Below are 18412 nucleotides of genomic sequence, written 5' to 3' on the forward strand. Positions count from 1 at the left end.
AATTGTCTCGTATCTGTTGGTAACCACGCATTCAAATCGAGGTTAGATAGGCGCTCTTTGGATCACGGCAGAGCTTCGATAAAGGCTCTGAGCTTCGGCATCGCGAAGCTGAAGAAGGCATCGTCGGAGAGGTTGCCGTCTGCGATCTTCTGGTTTGCGTTGGGGATGACGATTTCCGGGCAAGGATAGACGTCAGCCAGCATGCCGTTCAGCACATATTTGAGATGCGACTGAGCACGAACACCGCCGAGAGCACCCCCGGAAACGCTGATAACGAAGCATGGCTTTCCCTTGAAAGGTGATTGTAGCGCCGGCCGGGAAGCCCAATCGATGGCGTTCTTCAAAACACCCGGTACACTGTAGTTGTATTCCGGTGTCACGAAGACCAATCCATCAGCGGAGGCAATCTGGCCGCAAAACGCCTCCACGTCAGGATCGTTCGCCACATCGGCATTGTAATGCGGCAAGGCTCCCGGGTCTGCGACAACGCACTCGATCTCCTCAGCAAGAAGCCCCGTGAGCGCCCGCACGGTTGCAAGCGACGACGACGCCGATCGGAGGCTTCCCGGGATGAACAATAGATTTTTCATGGGGTCATTCCTCATAGACGCGCCAACCAGGTCGCGATCGACGGAAACAGCACAATCAGCGCAATCGAGACCAGCATGGCCAAGACGAAGGGCCAGGCGCCTCTGAATATCTCACCCACCTTGAGATGCGGATCATCCATGGCCGACTTGATGACATAGACCGATAGACCAAATGGCGGCGTCAGCAGCCCGACTTCAACTGCGACCACGGTCAGCACGCCGAACCAGATGAGATCGAACCCTGCAGCCTCAGCGATCGGCAGTGCGATCGGCAAGAGGATCAGCATGATGGAAATGGAATCGATCAGACATCCAAGCGCAATGACCAGGAGCAGGAAAAGCAGGAGGAAGCCGTAGGGTCCGATGGGGCCTGCGAGAAAGAATTCAGCCAGGCCGGCTGGAACTCCTGAGAGAGCCAGCATGCGGCTGAAGAAGGTGGCGGCAAGGATGAGGAACAACACCGAGACGGTAATCTGCCCCGTTTCGACCAGCAATCTCCAAAGGGTGCGACCGCCGAGCGATCGACGAAGGGCAGCAATCACAAGGGCGCCAAAGGCACCTGCTGCGCCTGCTTCCGTCGGGTTCAAGAAGCCACCATAGAGCCCGCCCAGCACGATGATGATGAGAGAGACGATCGGAAGCGACTTTCTCGTTACCTCCGTGACGCTCATCGGATGAGCCTCGATCAGGTCTGCGTTGCGATCAAACACAAAGTCTTTGCGGAAGCGCGCCAGCAGCAGGATCGTGACACAGAAGGCGAACGCAAGCAGCACGCCCGGACCAAGGCCCGCAAGGAACATCCGCCCGACAGACTCCTCTGCCAGCACCGCGTAGACAATCATCAGCAGGGAGGGCGGGATCAGCATCCCGAGAACCGAGGATCCCGCAACTACGCCGGTCGCGAACTTTCGCGTGTATCCATGGCGGATCATCTCGGGGACAGCCACGCGACTGAAGACCGTCGCAGACGCAATCGAGATGCCGGTAATGGCAGCAAACACGGCATTGGCGAACACGGTCGCTATTCCCAATCCAGCCGCGATACGTCCGAACAGGTTTTGGAAGACGTCGAAGGTGTCCTTGCCGACTCGCGACACGGTGACGAGCAGCCCCATCAGGACAAACAAGGGAACAACGGCAAAGAGGTACTCACGAAGACTGTCGTTCGCGACAGCGCCCATCATGCGCAGCGAGACCCCCTCGCCGCGAATGGCTGCGACCCCGACGAAGGAGACGGCAAGCATGCTGATCCCGATCGGCATGCCAAGATAGATCAGGAGGAGTAGGGCCGCGATAGCCGCGGAGCCGATTTCAATCGGAGACATGCGACGGCCCTCTCCAGTTGACGGTTCTCAATTCGGCGACCGCCTGAACGAGAAACTGGATTGATGAGACCCCGATGCCGATGAAGATCAGGATGCGGAAGGGAAAGGTCGGCAAGGTTGCGATGCCGGTCACACCGATGAATTCACCACTCGAATAGTCCTTGGCCAGGATAGACCAGCTTGCCCAGGCGATCGCGCCGAGCACGCATGCACCCACCACGTTGAAAACGCATGACAAGCCAGCACCCACCCTTGGATGACGTTCCCGGATTGGGATGTAGAACACTTCCGTCCGAGCCAGACGGTCAGCCCTCACCGTGGCTGGCAATTGCAGGCAGACGATCATGACCAGCAGCAAAGCGCCCAGTTCCGACACAAGAGGAAGCGAAGATCCCATGGCGTTTCGCGCGACGATGTCAGTGCAGATGATTACCATCAGGACGCTGATAAGGATGGTCCCGAGCACTGCGAGACCATCGACGAAGGTAAGCCAGAGCCTGGCCGACCGGCCCGGAGCAGGCGACGGGCGCCCCGCCTGCTCCTCTCCATGGACGATATCAGGAGCCACGGATCACTCACCCCAGTTTCGCATGGGTGTCTCGCCGCGGTCGCGAAGTCCTTGCATGTAGGCCTTGAGGAATTCGCTTGCCGGGAGCCCCTTGGCATCCAGATCCGCTGCCCATTCGCCTGCAATATCCGGCAGCTTGTCGACCCAGGCTTGGCGCTGTTCATCACTCATCTTGATGATCTGCACGGGAGGCGACTGGGTTGCCCCCAGCTCCACCATCTTGTTCATTGCGATTTCGTGGCGTTCCAGCAGATCCTTGCCATGGGCTTCGGTATAGTACTTACCGGCTTCGATCATCGCGTTCTGAACGTCCTCCGGCAGGCCATCCCAACTGTCTCGATTGATGGCGACAGCGCCGGAAAAGGCCACGCCGGCGTCGAACCGGTTGATATAGGGTGCAACCTCATAAAGCTTGGCCGGCAAGGCACCCAGAGCCAGAGAGAGAACGCCGTCCGAGATTCCGGTCTGAATGTCGGTATAGAAGCTGGTCAGCGAACCATCGACCGCGTTCGCCCCAGTTCCGCGAAGCCATGTTCCGAGCACGCCCGGGGCCGACAGTTTCATTCCGTTGATGTCATCGATCCCTTGCAGCGGCTTCTTGGTGTAGATGTCGTACATATCGGTGCCGGTGAGACCGAGAACCTTGAGATTGTACTGTTCCCACTCCTCGCGAAACGCATCGTTCTTCTCCAGCAGATCCTGCATGACTTCCAGCTGGAGAGATGGGTTGACGGTGGCAAACGGCGCATAGCTCGACGCCTGACTGAGCGGCAACTTTGCGGGCTCGAGGAAGGAAAACACCCAGCCGATATCGGTGATACCCTGCTCGACGGAGGTCAAGGTGGCATTGGCCTTATAAAGCTGCCCGCCAAACGCCTCGTTCCACTCGATTTTGTAATCGCCTTTCTGCGCGAGGATTTCATCGGTCCGCGCCATGAAATGCGTCTTCATCATCCCGACCCAGGGGATGACCGTCGGATGGCTGGATGCAATGGTCAGTGATATGGTCTCTTGCGCCGATGCCGCACTCGGCAACGCAATCATGCTCGCTGTAAAAAGTCCGAATAGAATACGCATTGGTCTCCTCCCAAAGTTCTGCGCTCAAACGATCGAAAATGTCTGGCTCGAATAATCGAGCCGGACGGTCACTGCTCCCTCGTTGATCAGCCAGGGCCTGACACGAAATGTTCGTGCACCGCTTCTGTGCATCGGGTCCCGTTCGGCAATTGCGATGGCTGCCTCGCGGGAGGCAGCACGTATGATGACGAGGCCCTCGCCCTCCCAGCTCTGGCCGTCATCGGTCCACATTGGCCCTGCCGCGAAAAGCACGCCGTCCCTCTCCAGTCCAACCTGGAAGTCGAGGTGCTCTTCCATGCTTGCGAAGACGGGACCGAGCCCGTTCGCCGGCGTGGTAAAAATCGCATAGAGCTGCTTCTGCAGCATGGCCATGCTTGCTTGCAGAACCGCCTCTACCGGTACGGCCTTGGGGTTTTCATGATTGCTCATCGCCCTCTCCCGTCACCGCCCGGTTCGGCATGCCGGCGCTTCAATTCCTCACGGATTTCCGAGCCGTGCTGATCAAGGGTGGGCGGCGGCGAAACGTCGAATTCGGGCTCGCCGTCAAAACTGTAGGGCGCCCTCACCGTTGTCGACTGGCCCAGCTCGGGATGGGCGATCGGGATGGCCAGTCGTAGATGGCGAGCCTGCGGATCCTCCAAAGCTTCATCTGCATCATAGGCCGGAGAGTGTGGCACTTCCTCGCTCAGGAGACGTTCGCACCAGACACCCCGGTTCTCGGTCTTGAAGATCGGCGTGAAGATCTCGATCAGGTCGTCTTGATGCTTGATCCGCTGCAGCCGCTCGCCAAAGCGCGGATCAGCAGCAAGAGCCTGTTGCCCGGTCGCGTTCAGGAGACCTTCCCAGAACTTCGGTGGCGAGGACATGTGGATTGCGATCCACTTTCCGTCCTTGCACTCGAAGGTATAGCTTTGCGAGACGACCGGGCGGGACAGAGGCCCCATGATCTCACCTACCGCATAATAGTGGGTGAAACTGTCGAGGTTGAAATGGCTCATCGCCTCCAGCATCGAGATATCGAGACGTCGACCCTTGCCGGTACGAGACCGCTCCAACAGCGCAGCCATGATGCCCATGGCGGCATACTGACCCGTGATCGCGTCGGCAATGGCCGGGCCTATCACGCGGGGATTGGTTGGTGGCGTAACCAGACGCAAGAAACCGCTCGCCGCCTGTGCCACAGTGTCGAAGGCCGGCCGGTCGCGCGAGGGGCCGCTCTGGCCAAAGCCGGATATTGCGCAATAGATCAGCGCAGGATTGACCTGTCGCAGATCGTCTTCGCCACAGCCCAGCTTCTCGGCAACACCTGGCCGGAAGTTCTGGATAAAGACGTCAGCCGTGGCGATCAGATCCCGAAAGACCGCGAGATCCTCCGCCTTGGTGGTGTCGAGTGCAATCGAGCGCTTGTTGCGGTTATAGGTCTGGTAGTGCGGCGAATAGAGGCCGCCTTTGAACGCACGAAACGGGTCGCCTGTTTCGGGACGTTCGACCTTGATGACGTCTGCCCCAAGATCGGCCAGATGCATGCTTGCAGCGGGCCCGGTGATATAGGTCCCGAGTTCGACGATGCGGATATCCTTCAGAAGCTTGACCATCGCTATCACCCCTCTCCGTCGGCAGTGCTCTTTGCAACTTTCGGTCCGTCATAGGAGATCGCAAGGTCGGCATGATGCGACATGATGAAACCGATGGAGCGCAGGCTTTCCTCGTAGAGATGGGCGGCGAGACCGGCCGTGCGTGCAAGGAGCGGAACGGCCTTGAGCGCTTCCAGCGGCCATCCCGCGTCGAGCATAACGGCAGGAATGGCGCCCGACACATTGATGGGAAGCGGACGATCCATGATCACGGGAGCATGCTTGGCGAGAGCACGCAGCGTCTCGACGTGACGCCCGCTGATGCCGAGCGTATCGGACAGATCGAGCAGCCGGCTTGCTCGCGGGTCCCCGGCACTGTGCTGAGGATGCCCCAGGCCCGGCACCTTCTTGCGTGATGATTTCAGATCGCCGAGGCTGGTGGATACGGCATCTTCAAGTCCAGCGCCGCCGGCATCGGCATGTTCAATTATGCCGGCAAGATAACGCCCGGCCGCCTCCGAACTGCCGGCGACGACACTGCCCATGCCGAGCAATCCTGCAGCCACAGCACCCTGCCAGGCCTCCGGGCCGGCGGCGAGCGTCATTCGCGCCGCCTGAACGCTGGGCACCAGCCCGTGTTCTGCGATCGACACCAGGCAGGCATCGAGGATAGCGCGCTGAGCTTCTGACGGCCGGCTTCCGATGACAAGGAACCAGAAATAGTCGGTAAAGCCGATCTGGCCGATCAAGTCGCTGCAAAGATCCAGCCCACGCACCGTGATGGTGTCGGCGTCCGACGTCGCAATCGCCGTGCTGGCGTTATCCTGCTTTCCTATTCGCATTACGCTCCTCATTTTCGCTGTGCGAAATAATTTCCTCTTGCCGAAAACGTTAGCAGTATTTATCGTGCCGTCAAGTCGCGATCTCGGACTGGCCCAAGCCTGAATTCGAGAGGAGCGTCGAGAAGGGGGAAATGAGGGATCCATCATGGATGGAAGAGAGCGCGCCAATTGCATCGACTGCCGGTCGGCGAATGTCATCGCCCGTGCGCTGCTGGTCAAACACCCGTATGTACGGGGATGACCAACATGCAGGAGGCAGCGATCATGCTCACCGAGGATCACGACAAACCAGCCGAATTCGTCGAAGCTCTGGCCAAGGGAATTGCAATCCTTGAGAGCTTTGACGCCTCGCATCCTGAAATGACGCTGAGCGAAGTCGCAAAGCGCGTCGGGCTGTCCCCCGCTGCCGCACGCAGGAGCCTGCTGACGCTCCAGGCACTGGGCTATGTCGATCAAACCGGCAAGCGGTTCCACCTGCGGCCGAAGATCATGACGCTTGGGTCCGCCTTCTACTTCTCGGCCCGCATCGAGGAAGTCCTGCAGCCAGACCTCCGGGAACTGGTGGAGAAATTCGGGGATGCGTCGTCAGCTGGCACTCTCGACGGAGAAGATGTCATCTACGTCGCCCATGTTTCGGTGCAGAGAGCCCGTCGCGCCGCGGCGGTCATGGGTGCACGCTATCCCGCTTTTGCCACTTCTCTGGGACGTGTCCTGCTCGCGGGACTCTCTGACGAAGCGCTCGAGCGCTATCTCAGCAAGGTTCGGCTGACGGCGCTCACCTCACGAACGATCACCGACACGGAAGCGCTCAGGCGAGAGATCCTTGTGGTTCGCGAGACTGGCTATGCGACAACGGTCGATCAGCTCGACTACGGGATCACAGCGCTCGCCGTACCTATCCGCGATATGGAAGGGCGCACGATCGCCGCGCTGAATACGTCCGGTTACACCGGCATTGTGACGCCAGAGACGCTGGTGGCAGAGCGTTTGCCCGCGCTTAGACAGGCAGCTTCCCACATCGCACACGCCATCACACGATACCCGGTCCTGCAATCGATCATCGGGACCTGAATACGAAAGAACGCATCACGGCCAGGGAGGAAGAGCCATGTGCAGACTTTGTAATACCGAGACCAGATTGCCCTGCCCCACTCGTTTCACGGCGAGCGCTGTCGAAGGCATGTCTAGATCTGCCGCCGCCCAGGCCGCCGCTGCAGCCGGTCTGCCGAAAGGGATCGGCGATACGGGCCGCAAGACGCTGATCAAGGGCGGCGTAATTTTGTCCATGGACGACCAGGTGGGCAATTTCGAAAGCGCGGATATCCTGCTCGAAGGCTCGAAAATCGTGGCCGTCGGTCCGGCTCTGGCGGCGGACGACGCGGCCGTCATTGACGCTCAAGGCAAGATCGTCCTGCCGGGTTTTGTCGACACCCACCATCATCAGTTCGAGACCGCGTTGCGTGGGCACCTTGCCAACGGCATCCTGATCAATGACGGCCGCCCGGAATCGAGCTCGAACTATTACGAGACCATTCTGCAGAAGTTCTCGATGGTCTACCGGCCTGACGATGTCTACATCAACGAACTTTTCGGATCGCTGTCGCAGCTCGATGCCGGCGTCACGACCGTGATGGACGTCAGCCAGATCCACCATTCGCCCGAACACTCTGATGCGGCAGTTGAAGGCCTGCGGGATGCCGGCCGGCGTTCCGTCCTGGGATATTTCGAAGGTTGGGGCGAGAAATCCGCATATCCCTTTGACGCCAAGCGGATCCACCAGACCCATTTTTCGTCAGACGATCAGCTGCTGACCATGGTCATGGGCGGCGAGATCTACATCCCTGGATATGAAGAGGCATGGCGGATGGGCCGTGAACTCCATATCCCGATCGCGCTTCATGTTGTGGGCACGTTCGGCATGCAGCCCGTTTTCGACGAACTCGGCGCGCGCGGCATGTTCGGTCCCGACAATATATTCATCCATATGACCGGGATGTCCGAACAAGGCTGGAAATATGCAGCCGATGCCGGCGCTCATATCTCTTTGTCCGTGCCCATCGAGATGCAGATGCGTCACGGAACCCCGCCGCTGCAGACCTCGATCGATCTGGGAATGAGCATATCCCTCTCGACCGACGTCGAATGCACCATGACGGCAGACTTCTTCACGCAGATGCGCAGCTTCGTCACGCTCCAGCGCATGGAGGCAAACGCGAAGGCTCTCGCCGGTCAGGATTACCCTCGGCTTGCGACCGCCAGCGACGCTTTGAAAGCAGCAACAATCGGCGGCGCTCGTGGTCTGAGACTCGATCACAAGATCGGATCGCTGACGCCCGGCAAGGAAGCCGACATCATCCTGCTGAGCGCTGATACTTTGAATGTGGCGCCGCTCAACAACGCCGCGGGGGCTGTTGTCACCTTGATGGAGCGGTCGAACGTCGACGCGGTGCTGGTCGCCGGCAAGGTGAAGAAATGGGACGGCCAGTTGCTCGGCTTCGACATTAATCGCCTCCGACACGAGATCGAGAAGAGCCGAGACTACCTGTTTGAGGCCGCAGCCATCGATCGTGATCTTTTTGCAGACTGAGTGAGAAGGCTGGCCGGCATGGAACGGCCGGCAGGGAGAGAGGCGCGAGAGCGCCGCCAATTTAAGGGAGAAGAACTTTGGCCAAACTTGTTGCGACGCTCGCGTCGACCCATCACCCCTTTTATCTGAAAGCGACAACGGCGCCACCAGAGCAGCAGATGCCTCAGGCGCCGGAATGGAAGCGCAAGATCGAAGCCTATCGAGAAACGCTGGCAAAAACCGAGCCGGACATTCTCGTCATGGTGGGATCAGACCACTTTCACCAGATCTTTCTGGACAACTGCCCGCAGTTCCTGATCGGCAAAGCGCCTCGCTACGATGCGACCTTCTATAACGAGGAGCGTGAATTCGGCATTCCGAAGTTTGTCCTGGAGGGCAATGAGGACATGTCACGCTTCATGCATCAGTCCCTGATGGACCAGAACTTCGACTTTGCCTTCTCCAACGAGCTGAAGATCGATCATTCGATCATCTGCCCGATCATCACGGTTCGCCCTCAAAACGATCTGCCGGTTGTGCCGATCTATACCAATATCTTTGCGCCGCCACTCCATTCACCCCGCAGGTTTTATGATCTGGGCCGGGCGATCCGCAAGGCGATCGACGATTACCCGTCGGACAAGCGGGTGGCAGCAATCGGTACCGGTCACCTCTCTCTCGAGCTTGGTGGGCCGCGTCAGTTCATGGAAACCGGACCGGACCCGGTCTTTGACCGACAGGCGATCGAATGGCTGCGCGCTGGCGATATCGACGCCATCCTCGCCAATGTCACACACAAGAGCATGGAGCAGAGCGGCAATGCGACCCATGGCTTTTTGAACTTCATCCTGATGCTCGGCATCGCCGGTCCGGAAGGGGCCGATTACGTCGACAATCTCGATCTTTTCCACACGATGGAAGCCTATTTCACCTGGTATCCGAAGGAGCAGGCGGCATGAGCAAATACTACGTCAACAAGTTCCTTTACACGGTGGACAGGGATCCGGAATACCTGAAGCGCTATACCGAAGATCCGAAGACGTTCGTCGCGACGTGGGAGCAATCGATTGGCCCCAAGCTGCTGGGCAACGATGTCGAAGCCTCGACCGTTCACGCCCTGACGGATGCTGAGCGCGACGCCTTGGTTACCCATGATTTTGTCGCCCTGTTTGAAATGGGAGCCCACTTCTTCCTGAACTTGACGTTGTTCATCGGCATCTACGACGAACCGTATTTCCAAAAATCGGGCCCGCTTGCTTTCCAGCGCGAGTTTGCGGCGAAGCTGCAGCATTGGCGCGACCGCGCCTATCCTTCGGTAGAAACCTGAGATGAGATTGCGCCGGCGCTGCATATCTTGCAGCCCCGGTGCGACATACCCACCTTGCTGCCCGGATGGCCTTGACGCGTCTGCCGATCACGTAACAATCCGACGGCCACACCTCCTCGGTGTGGCCGTTCATGTGTGCGGTGACGATGTGCTGAGCAAGGGATGAGGCGTTGCCCCTGAGATCTTTGTCGCAGCTCACTTTCTGAACCCACTGCAGTTTCACTCTGCGGAAAGGTCGACGGGGATGAAATCGATGACGACACTGGAAGGTTCAAAGGTTCGCTTGAGGCGCGCGAGTGCCGAGGATGCCGAGGCACGTTTCGCGCTCGGGAGAGACCCTGAAATCAGCCGGATGTTTGGCGTCAGTCAGGCTGATGTAATACCGATGACATTTGAAGCGGCGAAGCAATGGGCAGAAGGTCATGCGAACGACCCGCATGCCTGGATTATCGAAGTCAGCGGCCGCTTGATCGGCGAGATCAAGTTCCACAGCATTCATGCAAATGATCGACGCGCATCCATGGCGATCGGCATCTACGATCGAACAGAGCTTAACAAGGGTGCAGGAACCGAGGCCATCAGGCTCTTGCTTGCCCATGCCTTCGAAGAGCTTGGCCTGCATCGCATTGCGGTCCGCGTGCTCGCATACAATGAACGAGCCATCCGCGCCTATGTGAAATGTGGTTTCAAGGTCGAAGGCCGGGAACGAGAATCGGCCTTCGTCGATGGCAATTGGCATGACGACGTGATGATGGCCCTGCTGGCGACGGAATTCGGCGGCTGAAGCGGGTCCACTTATCTGTGCGAGGGTGTTTCCCGCCCCCTCACCCGCTGAAATAACGCAAGCCCCGCAGCCAGCACGATCCCCAAGCCGAGACCGAAGAGACCGCCGCCGAAGGCACCCGCGATCAGAAGCACGGTTCGACCCGGCCCGTCGGCTGTTTGCGGCGGGAAGGCTTCGGCGATGATCCGGACATTGCTGGAATAGAGGCTCATCTCGGCAGCCGTCTCCTCGCTGCGCTTCAGCACCGCCTCGTAGACGTCCCGCGCAGCCTTGGCCTTGCGTTCCAGTTCGCTAAGTTCGATCAGCGCGGTTGAGTTGGTGGCTTGCGAAGCCTTCTGAACATTGAGTTCCTTGAGAAGGTCGGCCTCTTCCTTTTGCGCCGATTCGTAGGCACTGCGGGCAGCGACCACCATGCGCTCGAGTTCGAGGCGGATCTGCCGTTCAAGGTCGCCGAGCGATGCCTTGGCGGACTGCAGCTGGGGGTGGCGGGGCCCGAGCCGCTCCGTCAGGCTGCTGACATTGGCCGAAAGGCTCGCATACTGATTGCGCAGGTCGCCAAGCGTTCGCGAAGCGGTGGCATCGCCGACGAGAACGTCGTTGATGTTGAGCTTCGAGACCGTGTCGAGCTGGGCCTTGGCTTCGATGATCTTCTGCTGGGCGGCAACCAGCAGATCATCCAGCGACTGCAAACGCTTGTCGGCGATCTGGTCTCCGCCAACAGCGAAGAGATCATTCTTCGAGGTGAAAGCCTTCACCTCGGCTTCCGCCGCAATCACTGCTTTGCTCAGCGCCGTCAGCTGATTGACCAGGCTCGTGTTGACGCTGCCGAAACTGTCTTCGGCATTGATGCGGCTGTTCTTGAGGTAAGCCGCGACGAGCGAATTGGCGATCTCGGACGACTTTTCCGCCTCCCCAGTCGTCACCTTCACCTGGAAGATGAAGGTGCCGTCCTGCCGGGACACGAGGATGTGCTTCTGCATGGCCGAGACCACGCGGTTCATGTCGGTCGCGGCGTCGCCCGAGGCCCGGCCGACGAATTCGGGATCAGAGGTCAGCTGCAGATTGGTTGCGACCGTCTCCAGGACCGAGCGCGAGGTGATGATCTGCGTCTGGCTGTCAATCGTCGCATTGAGCACTTCCGGCGATGTGGCGCGGTCGTTTTCCACGAGCTCCACCGCAAGCTTCTGCGGATCGAAGTAGAGCGTTGCGGTTGCGCTGTACTTCTTGGAGAGAAGGGTCGTCATCGCGCCGCCGAGCAGCGCGCAGACAACGGCACCTGCGAGCACCGCCGTCCGGTATCGCCAGGCGGCGAGCGCGACGAATTTCAGGTCGATCACGAGCGGAGCGTCGGCGTGCTGCGCCACCGGCTGGGCGGCCAGTGGACGCTCCTCCGACACGGGCTTCTGGCCCATGTCAGAGCGCGGCGCCTCTTCGGACACGTCATCCCCGCGCGACAGATCCCAGCCGAAGCGTTCGCGGGCGCGCTGTTCGATGTCGTCCATGGTGAGCGGCCGCCGCGCCCGCGGAACTCGTTCTTCCCCTGCCTCGGAAGTCGCACCGAGATAGCGACGCAAGCTGACATTGGCTCCGCCAGCAGATGACGGCGGTTGCGTGCCCGTGCGGCGATGCTGAGGATCGAATTCGCCCATCGCTCGAGTTGTCTGCCTCACGATTGCCTTGCCCATGCATGAAGGCGTCAGGCGGTTGCCCGCGAGACGCCAGTTTCTTGCCGAACTATGAGTTTTTACGGTTAATTAAGTCTTAGCCTGCGGGCGGAATTCGGAGGCAAGCGCCCGGATCTGCGGCAGCAGGCTGAAGAGCTGGAAGCAGCACGGAAAGCTGCGCGCGGTCTCCCGCCTGCGTCGGCTGGATGTTGTTGCCCTCTTCCGGCGACCACCAGTCGCCGCCCGCCCAATAGGTCCAGCCGAGCCAGACATCGGAATCCGTGGCGACCTGATCCATCATGCGCGTCAGTCCGGCCAGGCATTCCTTTTCTTTCGAGCCGCCGAATTCGCCGAGGAAGGCACGCTTGTCATGGGTACGCAGCCAGTCGGACAGCTTGGCGATGCCAGTGACGGCAAGATCCGCATTGACGCAGGCCTCATTGGTGCCGGACAGGTCCTTGTCCATGTATTGATGCACCTCGAAGGCAAAGTTATCCATCGGATCGACGACACCGAGCATCACGGTCGCATTGGAACCGCGCCCGAAGTCCTCGCCCCAGGTAACAACACCGCTCCAATGCGTGCCCGGCACGAGGATAAGATTGCGGGCACCGACGGCCCGTATGCCTGCGATCGCCTGGTTCGCCGCATCGAGCCAGACCAATGGCGCGATGTCATGGGGTTCATTCATCAACCCGAAGGCAATGCCATCTTCATTGGCGAACTCGGCCGCGAGCCTGATCCAGAACTGCGCGAACTGCCGTGGGGAAACCTCCGAGGAGCCGATATTGTGGCCGCCATAATACCCAAAATTGTGCGGATCGAGGATAACGAGAAGGCCCCTCTCCCTCAACCCCGCAACGCTGGTCTTCAAACGCTCCAGTTCGGTTCGCTCGAAGGCCTCGCCAAGTTGCGGCTGCAGACGCTCCCACTTGAAGGGAAGACGCACCGTGTCGAAACCCTTGTCCGCAAAGTAGGACACGGTCGCAGCAGACGGATAGGTGAAATTGACGCCTTCCACCCCGTCGAACTCGCCATATTCCGCACCGGAGATGTTCAGCCCGCGAAAACAGAGATCACCCGGGCCGGCATGGCTGGGCCCCGCAGCAAGCGCTGCAAGCAGAGCTGCGAACAGGACGCGGCGACTAGTCGTCTTTGCGCTGGCTACGGTCATCTTGGCACCTACTCTCATGCGCTGCCAGCCTTGGCGACCCGACCGAAACGGGGCGCATTGGCCGACGAAAGGAAACGGCCAACCGGCACTTCGAAGAGATAGTAGCTCGCAAGGCCGACGGCCGTGGACATGGCGATCATCAAGGCGACGAACAGCGTGTCGCTCTCAACGGCCCCGATCACGTAAGGATAGATCATGCGCGAGCCCGCCAGCGTGAAGATATGGGTGAGATAGATGGAATAGGAGGCATCTCCCAGGATCCGCAACCAGCCCCAGGCCTTGAGGTCGGGAATGCGGGTCGCTGTGGCGAAGAAGATGATGATGGCCGCCGGAATGCCGATCGTGACAAGCCGCGGCAGCTCGAAGGCGCGATAGTCATTGTACAGCAGCGCCGCAAAACCGATCGCAAGGCCGGCCGCGACGACAGGGGCAGAGAGAGATAGACCTGACTTGTAGATCCGGCCGAGGAACACGCCGGCGACGAATTCAAAGATGACGGTGTCACCGTAGAACCGCGCTGCTGTGCTCTCAGGCGCAAGATTGGCAAGCACAAAAATGCTGCCGATCAGAAGCGTGATGGCAGCAATGCGATGACGCACCGGCACCAGCAGACAAAGGCCGAACAGCAGGTAGAAATACATCTCGTAATTCAGCGTCCAACCCGGAACGATGAGCGGCGCAATCATCTCTCCGGCGGGGTCAGAAGGATTGATCCAGGGCAGAAAGGCGAGAGAGGCGAGGATGTGCGGCACATCGAACTGGGTGGATTTGAGGATCTGCGGGAGGACGAGTGCCACCATGGCCGCGGCGAGCGTGACGGCCCAGTAGAGCGGCACGACACGGCGCACGCGCTTCCACCAGAAATCCGTGACTGTCTGCGGCTTGTCGGCGGTGGTGATCCACATGACGAAACCGCTGAGCACGAAGAAGAGGTCAACGCCGCTCTTGCCGAACAGATAGTCCGTCACCCAGGCATCCGGATTGAGCTTCTCAAGCTGCAGGATGGCATGAAAATAGATGACGAGAAGAGCAGCGATTGCCCTGATATACTGCAGCTGAACGCACATGAGCGGTGGCAATCCGTCAGACAGGGAGCATGGACCGTTCGCTCCTTATAGCCTGCCCGGCACAATCCTGTCCCGGAAGACCTCCGAACGCGGTTAATGCGGCTCGGCGTCTGCCGCCCGCATCCGCCCGACGAGCAGCCAGAGAAGGGCCGCCACCTTGATCGAGAAAATCGCCGTGCCGCCGATCATCATGTTGAGGAAGATGAAGATGGCGAGCGCGAAGGCACAGCGCTTCTGCGCCGCTCCCTGCCCCGCCGGATAGAAACTGACGAACAGCCAGAAGGCCAGGAGCCCGAAGACGGTGCTGGCATTGATCACATAGATATAGCCGCTATCGGCAAAACTCGCGATGTTGCGCACATCGAGTGCCAGCAGTTCGACGAAATCGAGGCTGAAGAAGCCCTTCATGGTGAGCACGATACGACCGTCGAACGTGTCGCCGCTCGCATCCGGGCGCATCAGGTACACAAGAGCGCCCGCGATGATGATCGCCGGCATGATCAGCGGCCTGACACCATTGCTGATCTTCGGAAACAGAAAATAGCCGAAAAGGCAGATGAACGAGAAGGCGAGCATGCTGCGCGAATCATTGGTCAGCAGGATGAAGACGACGGTCGCAAGGATCAGAACCCGGTCGAACCGCGGGATCTGGTTGAACCGGCTGACGAGATAGATGCAGAGCACCCCTGAGAAATTGGCAAGCGACACCTGCTCGAGAAAGAGCGATGAGGTGCGGTGGTCGCTCAGCCCGAAGGAGAAGCGGCCCGGGATGTTGATCGCATTCTGAAAGATCTTCGCCCCCCCGAATGCCACCTGCTCAAGCCCGCGCGTATTGGTGAAATAGAGCGCCGGATAGAACAGATCCTCATAGATCCGGGTGAAGAATATCTCGACCAGCAACACCGAGAGGATGAAGCCACAGCAGATCCTGAAGACAAAGGCGAGACTGCGCCCGTCCGTCATCATGCCCAACTGGCAGAACACCGCGATGATCAGCACATTGCGGAAGAAGTCGACGAACAGCATGCCATTGGCAGCCGAGGTGTAGAGCATGACCAGCGCAAAGAAGCCGACCAGAGTGGCGATCGGCAGGGCTTCCTGCGACAGCCCGCGATAGAGGAGATAGAGCAGCGTGATGAAGAGCAGCGTGATCTCGACCAGCGCGACATGGGAAAAGCCAAGCGGCATCACATGTGCATTCACGATGGCAAGCACGCCATTATACATGACCGCCATGGGCACAACCACACGCACCAGCCGCCCGCGATCGCGGACAGGCTCGGGCACGGACTTGCAATGCGGATCATCCAGCGCGCTGATGCTCATGCTTCAGAGGTAGCCGACTCGCGCTTGAGCGAGAAGGGAAATGAGGGCGTACAGAGTGCCAAGCAGCAGCGGCTTCGAAGTCTACGTCCTGACCAGGGCCGGCATCTGTAGATCTGCTCAGGATTAGATCTTCCCACCTAGAAGAACAGCAATCACACCTGGTCTCGGCTCCGTCGTTCGCACCGAGACGCTCAGCGGAACGCCCAGAAACGAAACTTAGAGCTCATCATGGCCGCCTGATCCTCGTCAAAGATACTCAATTAATTCAAGCATTGAGATTTATGCTTTAGGACAGAGACATAACCGTAGCTTTCATGATATCCGGTGGTAGATGTTATAAATCTTACTTTGCTCCTCGTGTCCTTCAATGCAAACTGAAACATGTTTATTCAGCCACCGATGGAGATTACCATCGATCAGCTAGCGCCTCAAAACGTCCCAGCGACGATAGCGAACGATGCGGGTATCATTCTGATAGGTCGCAACGAAGGCGCCCGGCTGGAGGCGAGTCTTGCATCGATCAGGAGGTTCGCCACCAACACAGTATACGTCGATTCCGGCTCAACCGACGAAAGTGTCGAACACGCAAGGCAGAGCGGCGTAAAGGTCGTCGAGTTATCGATGGAGGTGCCCTTCACCGCTGCTCGCGCCCGCAATGCAGGCTATGCAGCGCTCAAGGCTGCCGGAATCGGATTTGATTTTGTTCAGTTCGTGGATGGCGACTGCGTCATCGACCCCGACTGGATTGTCACCTCCACAAACTTTCTGCTGGCCCACCCTGACATCGCCGTTGCCTGCGGACGCCGCCGTGAAAAGTTCCCTCTGGCATCGATCTACAACAGGCTGTGCGACTGGGAATGGAACACTCCCCTCGGAAAGGCCGCCGCCTCGGGTGGTGACGCCATGGTGCGAGTTTCAGCCTTTGAAAGCGTCGGCGGCTTCCGCGAGGATGTCATAGCAGCCGAAGACGACGAGTTCTGTGTCAGGCTTGGCAGGGCAGGATGGGGCGTCTGGCGGCTGGATGCAGAGATGACACTCCACGATGCCAATATGACGCGATTTGGCCAGTGGTGGCGAAGAGCGGAAAGAGCCGGTCACGGTTTCGCGCAGGTCGGCGCGCTGCACCCCGCCCATTTTCTCGCGCAACGCAGGCGGATGTGGCTTTGGGGTGCCATTCTTCCTCTTGTTGCCGTCTTGGGGCTCTTCCTTCATCCGTGGATTACGCTTGGTGTCGCGCTGCTGTATCTTTTTTCCTGCGCCCGCAGCACATTGCGCTTTCTCCGCCAGGGCTTCCCGCCACGTGAGGCATTGCTCGCTGGCCTCCTGCTGACGCTCTCCAAGTTCTGCAATCTGAAGGGCGCCCTCACCTACTGGGTTCGGCGCGCACGTGGCAGGGCGAATACCATCATCGAGTACAAGTAACGGGACCGTATTGCGCAATGTCAAATCAAGTCATTCGAGTCGGCCTGGTGGGTGCTGGCTATATCGCATCCTGGCATGCGCAGACCCTCGCTCAGCTGAAGGGTGTAAAGTTGACGGCGGTGTGCGATCCAGCGACGGCAGCCGCCAAGGCCTTGGCAGACAGATATGGCGCGGCCCCCTTCTCAACTCTGAGCGAAATGCTGGCGGCCGGGGCTTGCGACGCCGTTCACATCCTGACCCCACCGCACCTACACCGGGAACAGGCAGAAGCTTGCCTCGCGGCGGGTGCTCACGTCCTCGTCGAAAAGCCCTTTGCGCTGTCGACAAGCGACGCGAAAGCGGTCCTTGATGCGGCGACGCGCGCTGAGCGTCTGGTCGCGGTCAATCATAATTTCCTGGGCCTGCCATCCTATCGACGTCTGAAGGAGCTCATCGCCGGCGGCTTTCCGGGGCGCATCGATTCTGCCGATCTTCACTGGCGATACCCGCTCGCGCCTCTCCGCAGCGGTCCCTATGGACTGTGGATGCTTCGCTCTTCCGAAAACCTTCTGTTAGAGCTCGGGCCTCACCTTTTCGCCTTCGCCGGCGATCTCTTCGGCCAACTTGACGATATCGACCTGCGCCTCAGCAAGCCCATCACCCTGCCCACGGGTGTGGCGCTTCCGCAAGGCTGGCAGATTTCAGCCAGAGCCGGACATGTGGACGTGCGAATATCCCTTTCGCTCGTCGAAGGCCCGGACGACCGCTCCGTCTCATTAAGGGGTGTTGCAGGCACGGCACGTCTTGACCTTGCCGCCGACACGCTTGTGCTACAGAGGCCGAATACGGCAGAGCTCATTCTTGGTCCGCTTTTCGACGAGTTTTCGGCGGCGGCCCAGCATGTTCGGCAGGCTACAGCGAACGCCAAACAGCAGCTTCTCTCGCTGAACCAGAAGTCCCCCTATGCGCTCGGCTTTCTGGGCATGATCGGCTCATTTTACGAAGCAGTCGCCCGCAACGAGCCGATCGACAGGCGTTTCGACGCAAACTCCGCGGTGACGGTGATCGACGCGATAGAGCGAACGACCGCGTGCATTCCCAGACAAGACAACCCAGCCATGCCGGCC

At 59.5% G+C, this 18412-nt stretch carries 18 protein-coding genes; 7 read left to right on the forward strand and 11 right to left on the reverse strand.

All coding sequences use genetic code 11. The features are described from left to right. Positions 1 to 62 precede the first annotated feature (62 nt). The 7 genes from FAA86_RS20140 to FAA86_RS20170 are packed head-to-tail and all read right to left on the reverse strand — an operon-like array spanning position 63 to position 5976. Positions 63 to 590, reverse strand: coding sequence for an NADPH-dependent FMN reductase (locus FAA86_RS20140; RefSeq protein WP_136542830.1), 528 nt, complete (start codon positions 588 to 590; stop codon positions 63 to 65). Between the two features lie 11 nt (positions 591 to 601). Next, a complete protein-coding gene (locus FAA86_RS20145; RefSeq protein ID WP_136542831.1) occupies positions 602 to 1915 on the reverse strand; it encodes a TRAP transporter large permease in 1314 nt (437 codons plus the stop codon). Beyond that, complete coding sequence (locus FAA86_RS20150) at positions 1902 to 2483, reverse strand: TRAP transporter small permease subunit (RefSeq protein WP_246035137.1); 582 nt, start codon at positions 2481 to 2483, stop codon at positions 1902 to 1904. Before FAA86_RS20150 ends, FAA86_RS20145 begins: the two co-directional genes overlap by 14 nt. Before the next feature lie 3 nt (positions 2484 to 2486). Beyond that, positions 2487 to 3560 (reverse strand): C4-dicarboxylate TRAP transporter substrate-binding protein, encoded by a 1074-nt coding sequence (locus FAA86_RS20155; protein ID WP_136542832.1) that lies wholly within the window; start codon positions 3558 to 3560, stop codon positions 2487 to 2489. A gap of 24 nt (positions 3561 to 3584) precedes the next feature. Continuing rightward, positions 3585 to 3989: a YciI family protein gene (locus FAA86_RS20160; RefSeq protein WP_136542833.1), complete on the reverse strand. Its 405-nt coding sequence runs from the start codon at positions 3987 to 3989 to the stop codon at positions 3585 to 3587. Further along, positions 3986 to 5155, reverse strand: a complete 1170-nt coding sequence (locus FAA86_RS20165; protein ID WP_136542834.1) for a CaiB/BaiF CoA transferase family protein — start codon at positions 5153 to 5155, stop codon at positions 3986 to 3988. The genes FAA86_RS20160 and FAA86_RS20165 overlap by 4 nt, the downstream gene beginning before the upstream one ends. Before the next feature lie 5 nt (positions 5156 to 5160). Next, a complete protein-coding gene (locus FAA86_RS20170) occupies positions 5161 to 5976 on the reverse strand; it encodes a citryl-CoA lyase (protein WP_136542835.1) in 816 nt (271 codons plus the stop codon). 246 nt (positions 5977 to 6222) lie between these two features. Here FAA86_RS20170 and FAA86_RS20175 point away from each other — a divergent pair, with 246 nt between their 5' ends. The 5 genes from FAA86_RS20175 (at position 6223) to FAA86_RS20195 (ending at position 10653) form a co-directional block, all read left to right on the forward strand. Further along, positions 6223 to 7047 carry an IclR family transcriptional regulator domain-containing protein gene (locus FAA86_RS20175; protein ID WP_136542836.1) on the forward strand — a complete coding sequence of 275 codons (825 nt, stop codon included), beginning with the start codon at positions 6223 to 6225 and terminating at the stop codon, positions 7045 to 7047. 109 nt (positions 7048 to 7156) lie between these two features. Then, positions 7157 to 8563, forward strand: a complete 1407-nt coding sequence (locus FAA86_RS20180) for an amidohydrolase family protein (RefSeq protein ID WP_136542837.1) — start codon at positions 7157 to 7159, stop codon at positions 8561 to 8563. Positions 8564 to 8640: 77 nt separating this feature from the next. After that, complete coding sequence (locus FAA86_RS20185) at positions 8641 to 9501, forward strand: DODA-type extradiol aromatic ring-opening family dioxygenase (RefSeq protein ID WP_136542838.1); 861 nt, start codon at positions 8641 to 8643, stop codon at positions 9499 to 9501. Next, entirely contained in the window at positions 9498 to 9869 is a 372-nt protein-coding gene (locus FAA86_RS20190; RefSeq protein ID WP_136542839.1) for a hypothetical protein, read from the forward strand. Before FAA86_RS20185 ends, FAA86_RS20190 begins: the two co-directional genes overlap by 4 nt. 253 nt (positions 9870 to 10122) lie before the next feature. Next, on the forward strand, positions 10123 to 10653 hold the full coding sequence (locus tag FAA86_RS20195; protein ID WP_136542840.1) for a GNAT family N-acetyltransferase: 531 nt from the start codon (positions 10123 to 10125) through the stop codon (positions 10651 to 10653). Positions 10654 to 10664: 11 nt separating this feature from the next. Here the strand turns inward: FAA86_RS20195 and FAA86_RS20200 are convergent, their stop codons facing one another. The 4 genes from FAA86_RS20200 to FAA86_RS20215 form a co-directional block, all read right to left on the reverse strand. After that, positions 10665 to 12227, reverse strand: coding sequence for a GumC family protein (locus tag FAA86_RS20200; RefSeq protein WP_167495043.1), 1563 nt, complete (start codon positions 12225 to 12227; stop codon positions 10665 to 10667). Positions 12228 to 12414: 187 nt separating this feature from the next. Then, positions 12415 to 13491 (reverse strand): glycoside hydrolase family 5 protein, encoded by a 1077-nt coding sequence (locus tag FAA86_RS20205; protein WP_136542842.1) that lies wholly within the window; start codon positions 13489 to 13491, stop codon positions 12415 to 12417. Positions 13492 to 13505: 14 nt separating this feature from the next. Then, positions 13506 to 14558, reverse strand: coding sequence for an acyltransferase family protein (locus tag FAA86_RS20210; RefSeq protein WP_136542843.1), 1053 nt, complete (start codon positions 14556 to 14558; stop codon positions 13506 to 13508). Positions 14559 to 14651: 93 nt separating this feature from the next. Continuing rightward, a complete protein-coding gene (locus FAA86_RS20215; RefSeq protein WP_136542844.1) occupies positions 14652 to 15884 on the reverse strand; it encodes a hypothetical protein in 1233 nt (410 codons plus the stop codon). Between the two features lie 381 nt (positions 15885 to 16265). Here FAA86_RS20215 and FAA86_RS20220 point away from each other — a divergent pair, with 381 nt between their 5' ends. Both FAA86_RS20220 and FAA86_RS20225 read left to right on the forward strand, forming a co-directional pair. Beyond that, entirely contained in the window at positions 16266 to 17306 is a 1041-nt protein-coding gene (locus FAA86_RS20220) for a glycosyltransferase family 2 protein (RefSeq protein ID WP_246035138.1), read from the forward strand. 17 nt (positions 17307 to 17323) lie between these two features. Beyond that, positions 17324 to 18412 (forward strand): Gfo/Idh/MocA family protein (locus FAA86_RS20225; protein WP_136542845.1); only part of this gene is annotated, 1089 nt, incomplete at its 3' end.

This window comes from Rhizobium rosettiformans W3 (assembly GCF_004912135.1).
GTDB lineage: Bacteria > Pseudomonadota > Alphaproteobacteria > Rhizobiales > Rhizobiaceae > Allorhizobium > Allorhizobium rosettiformans.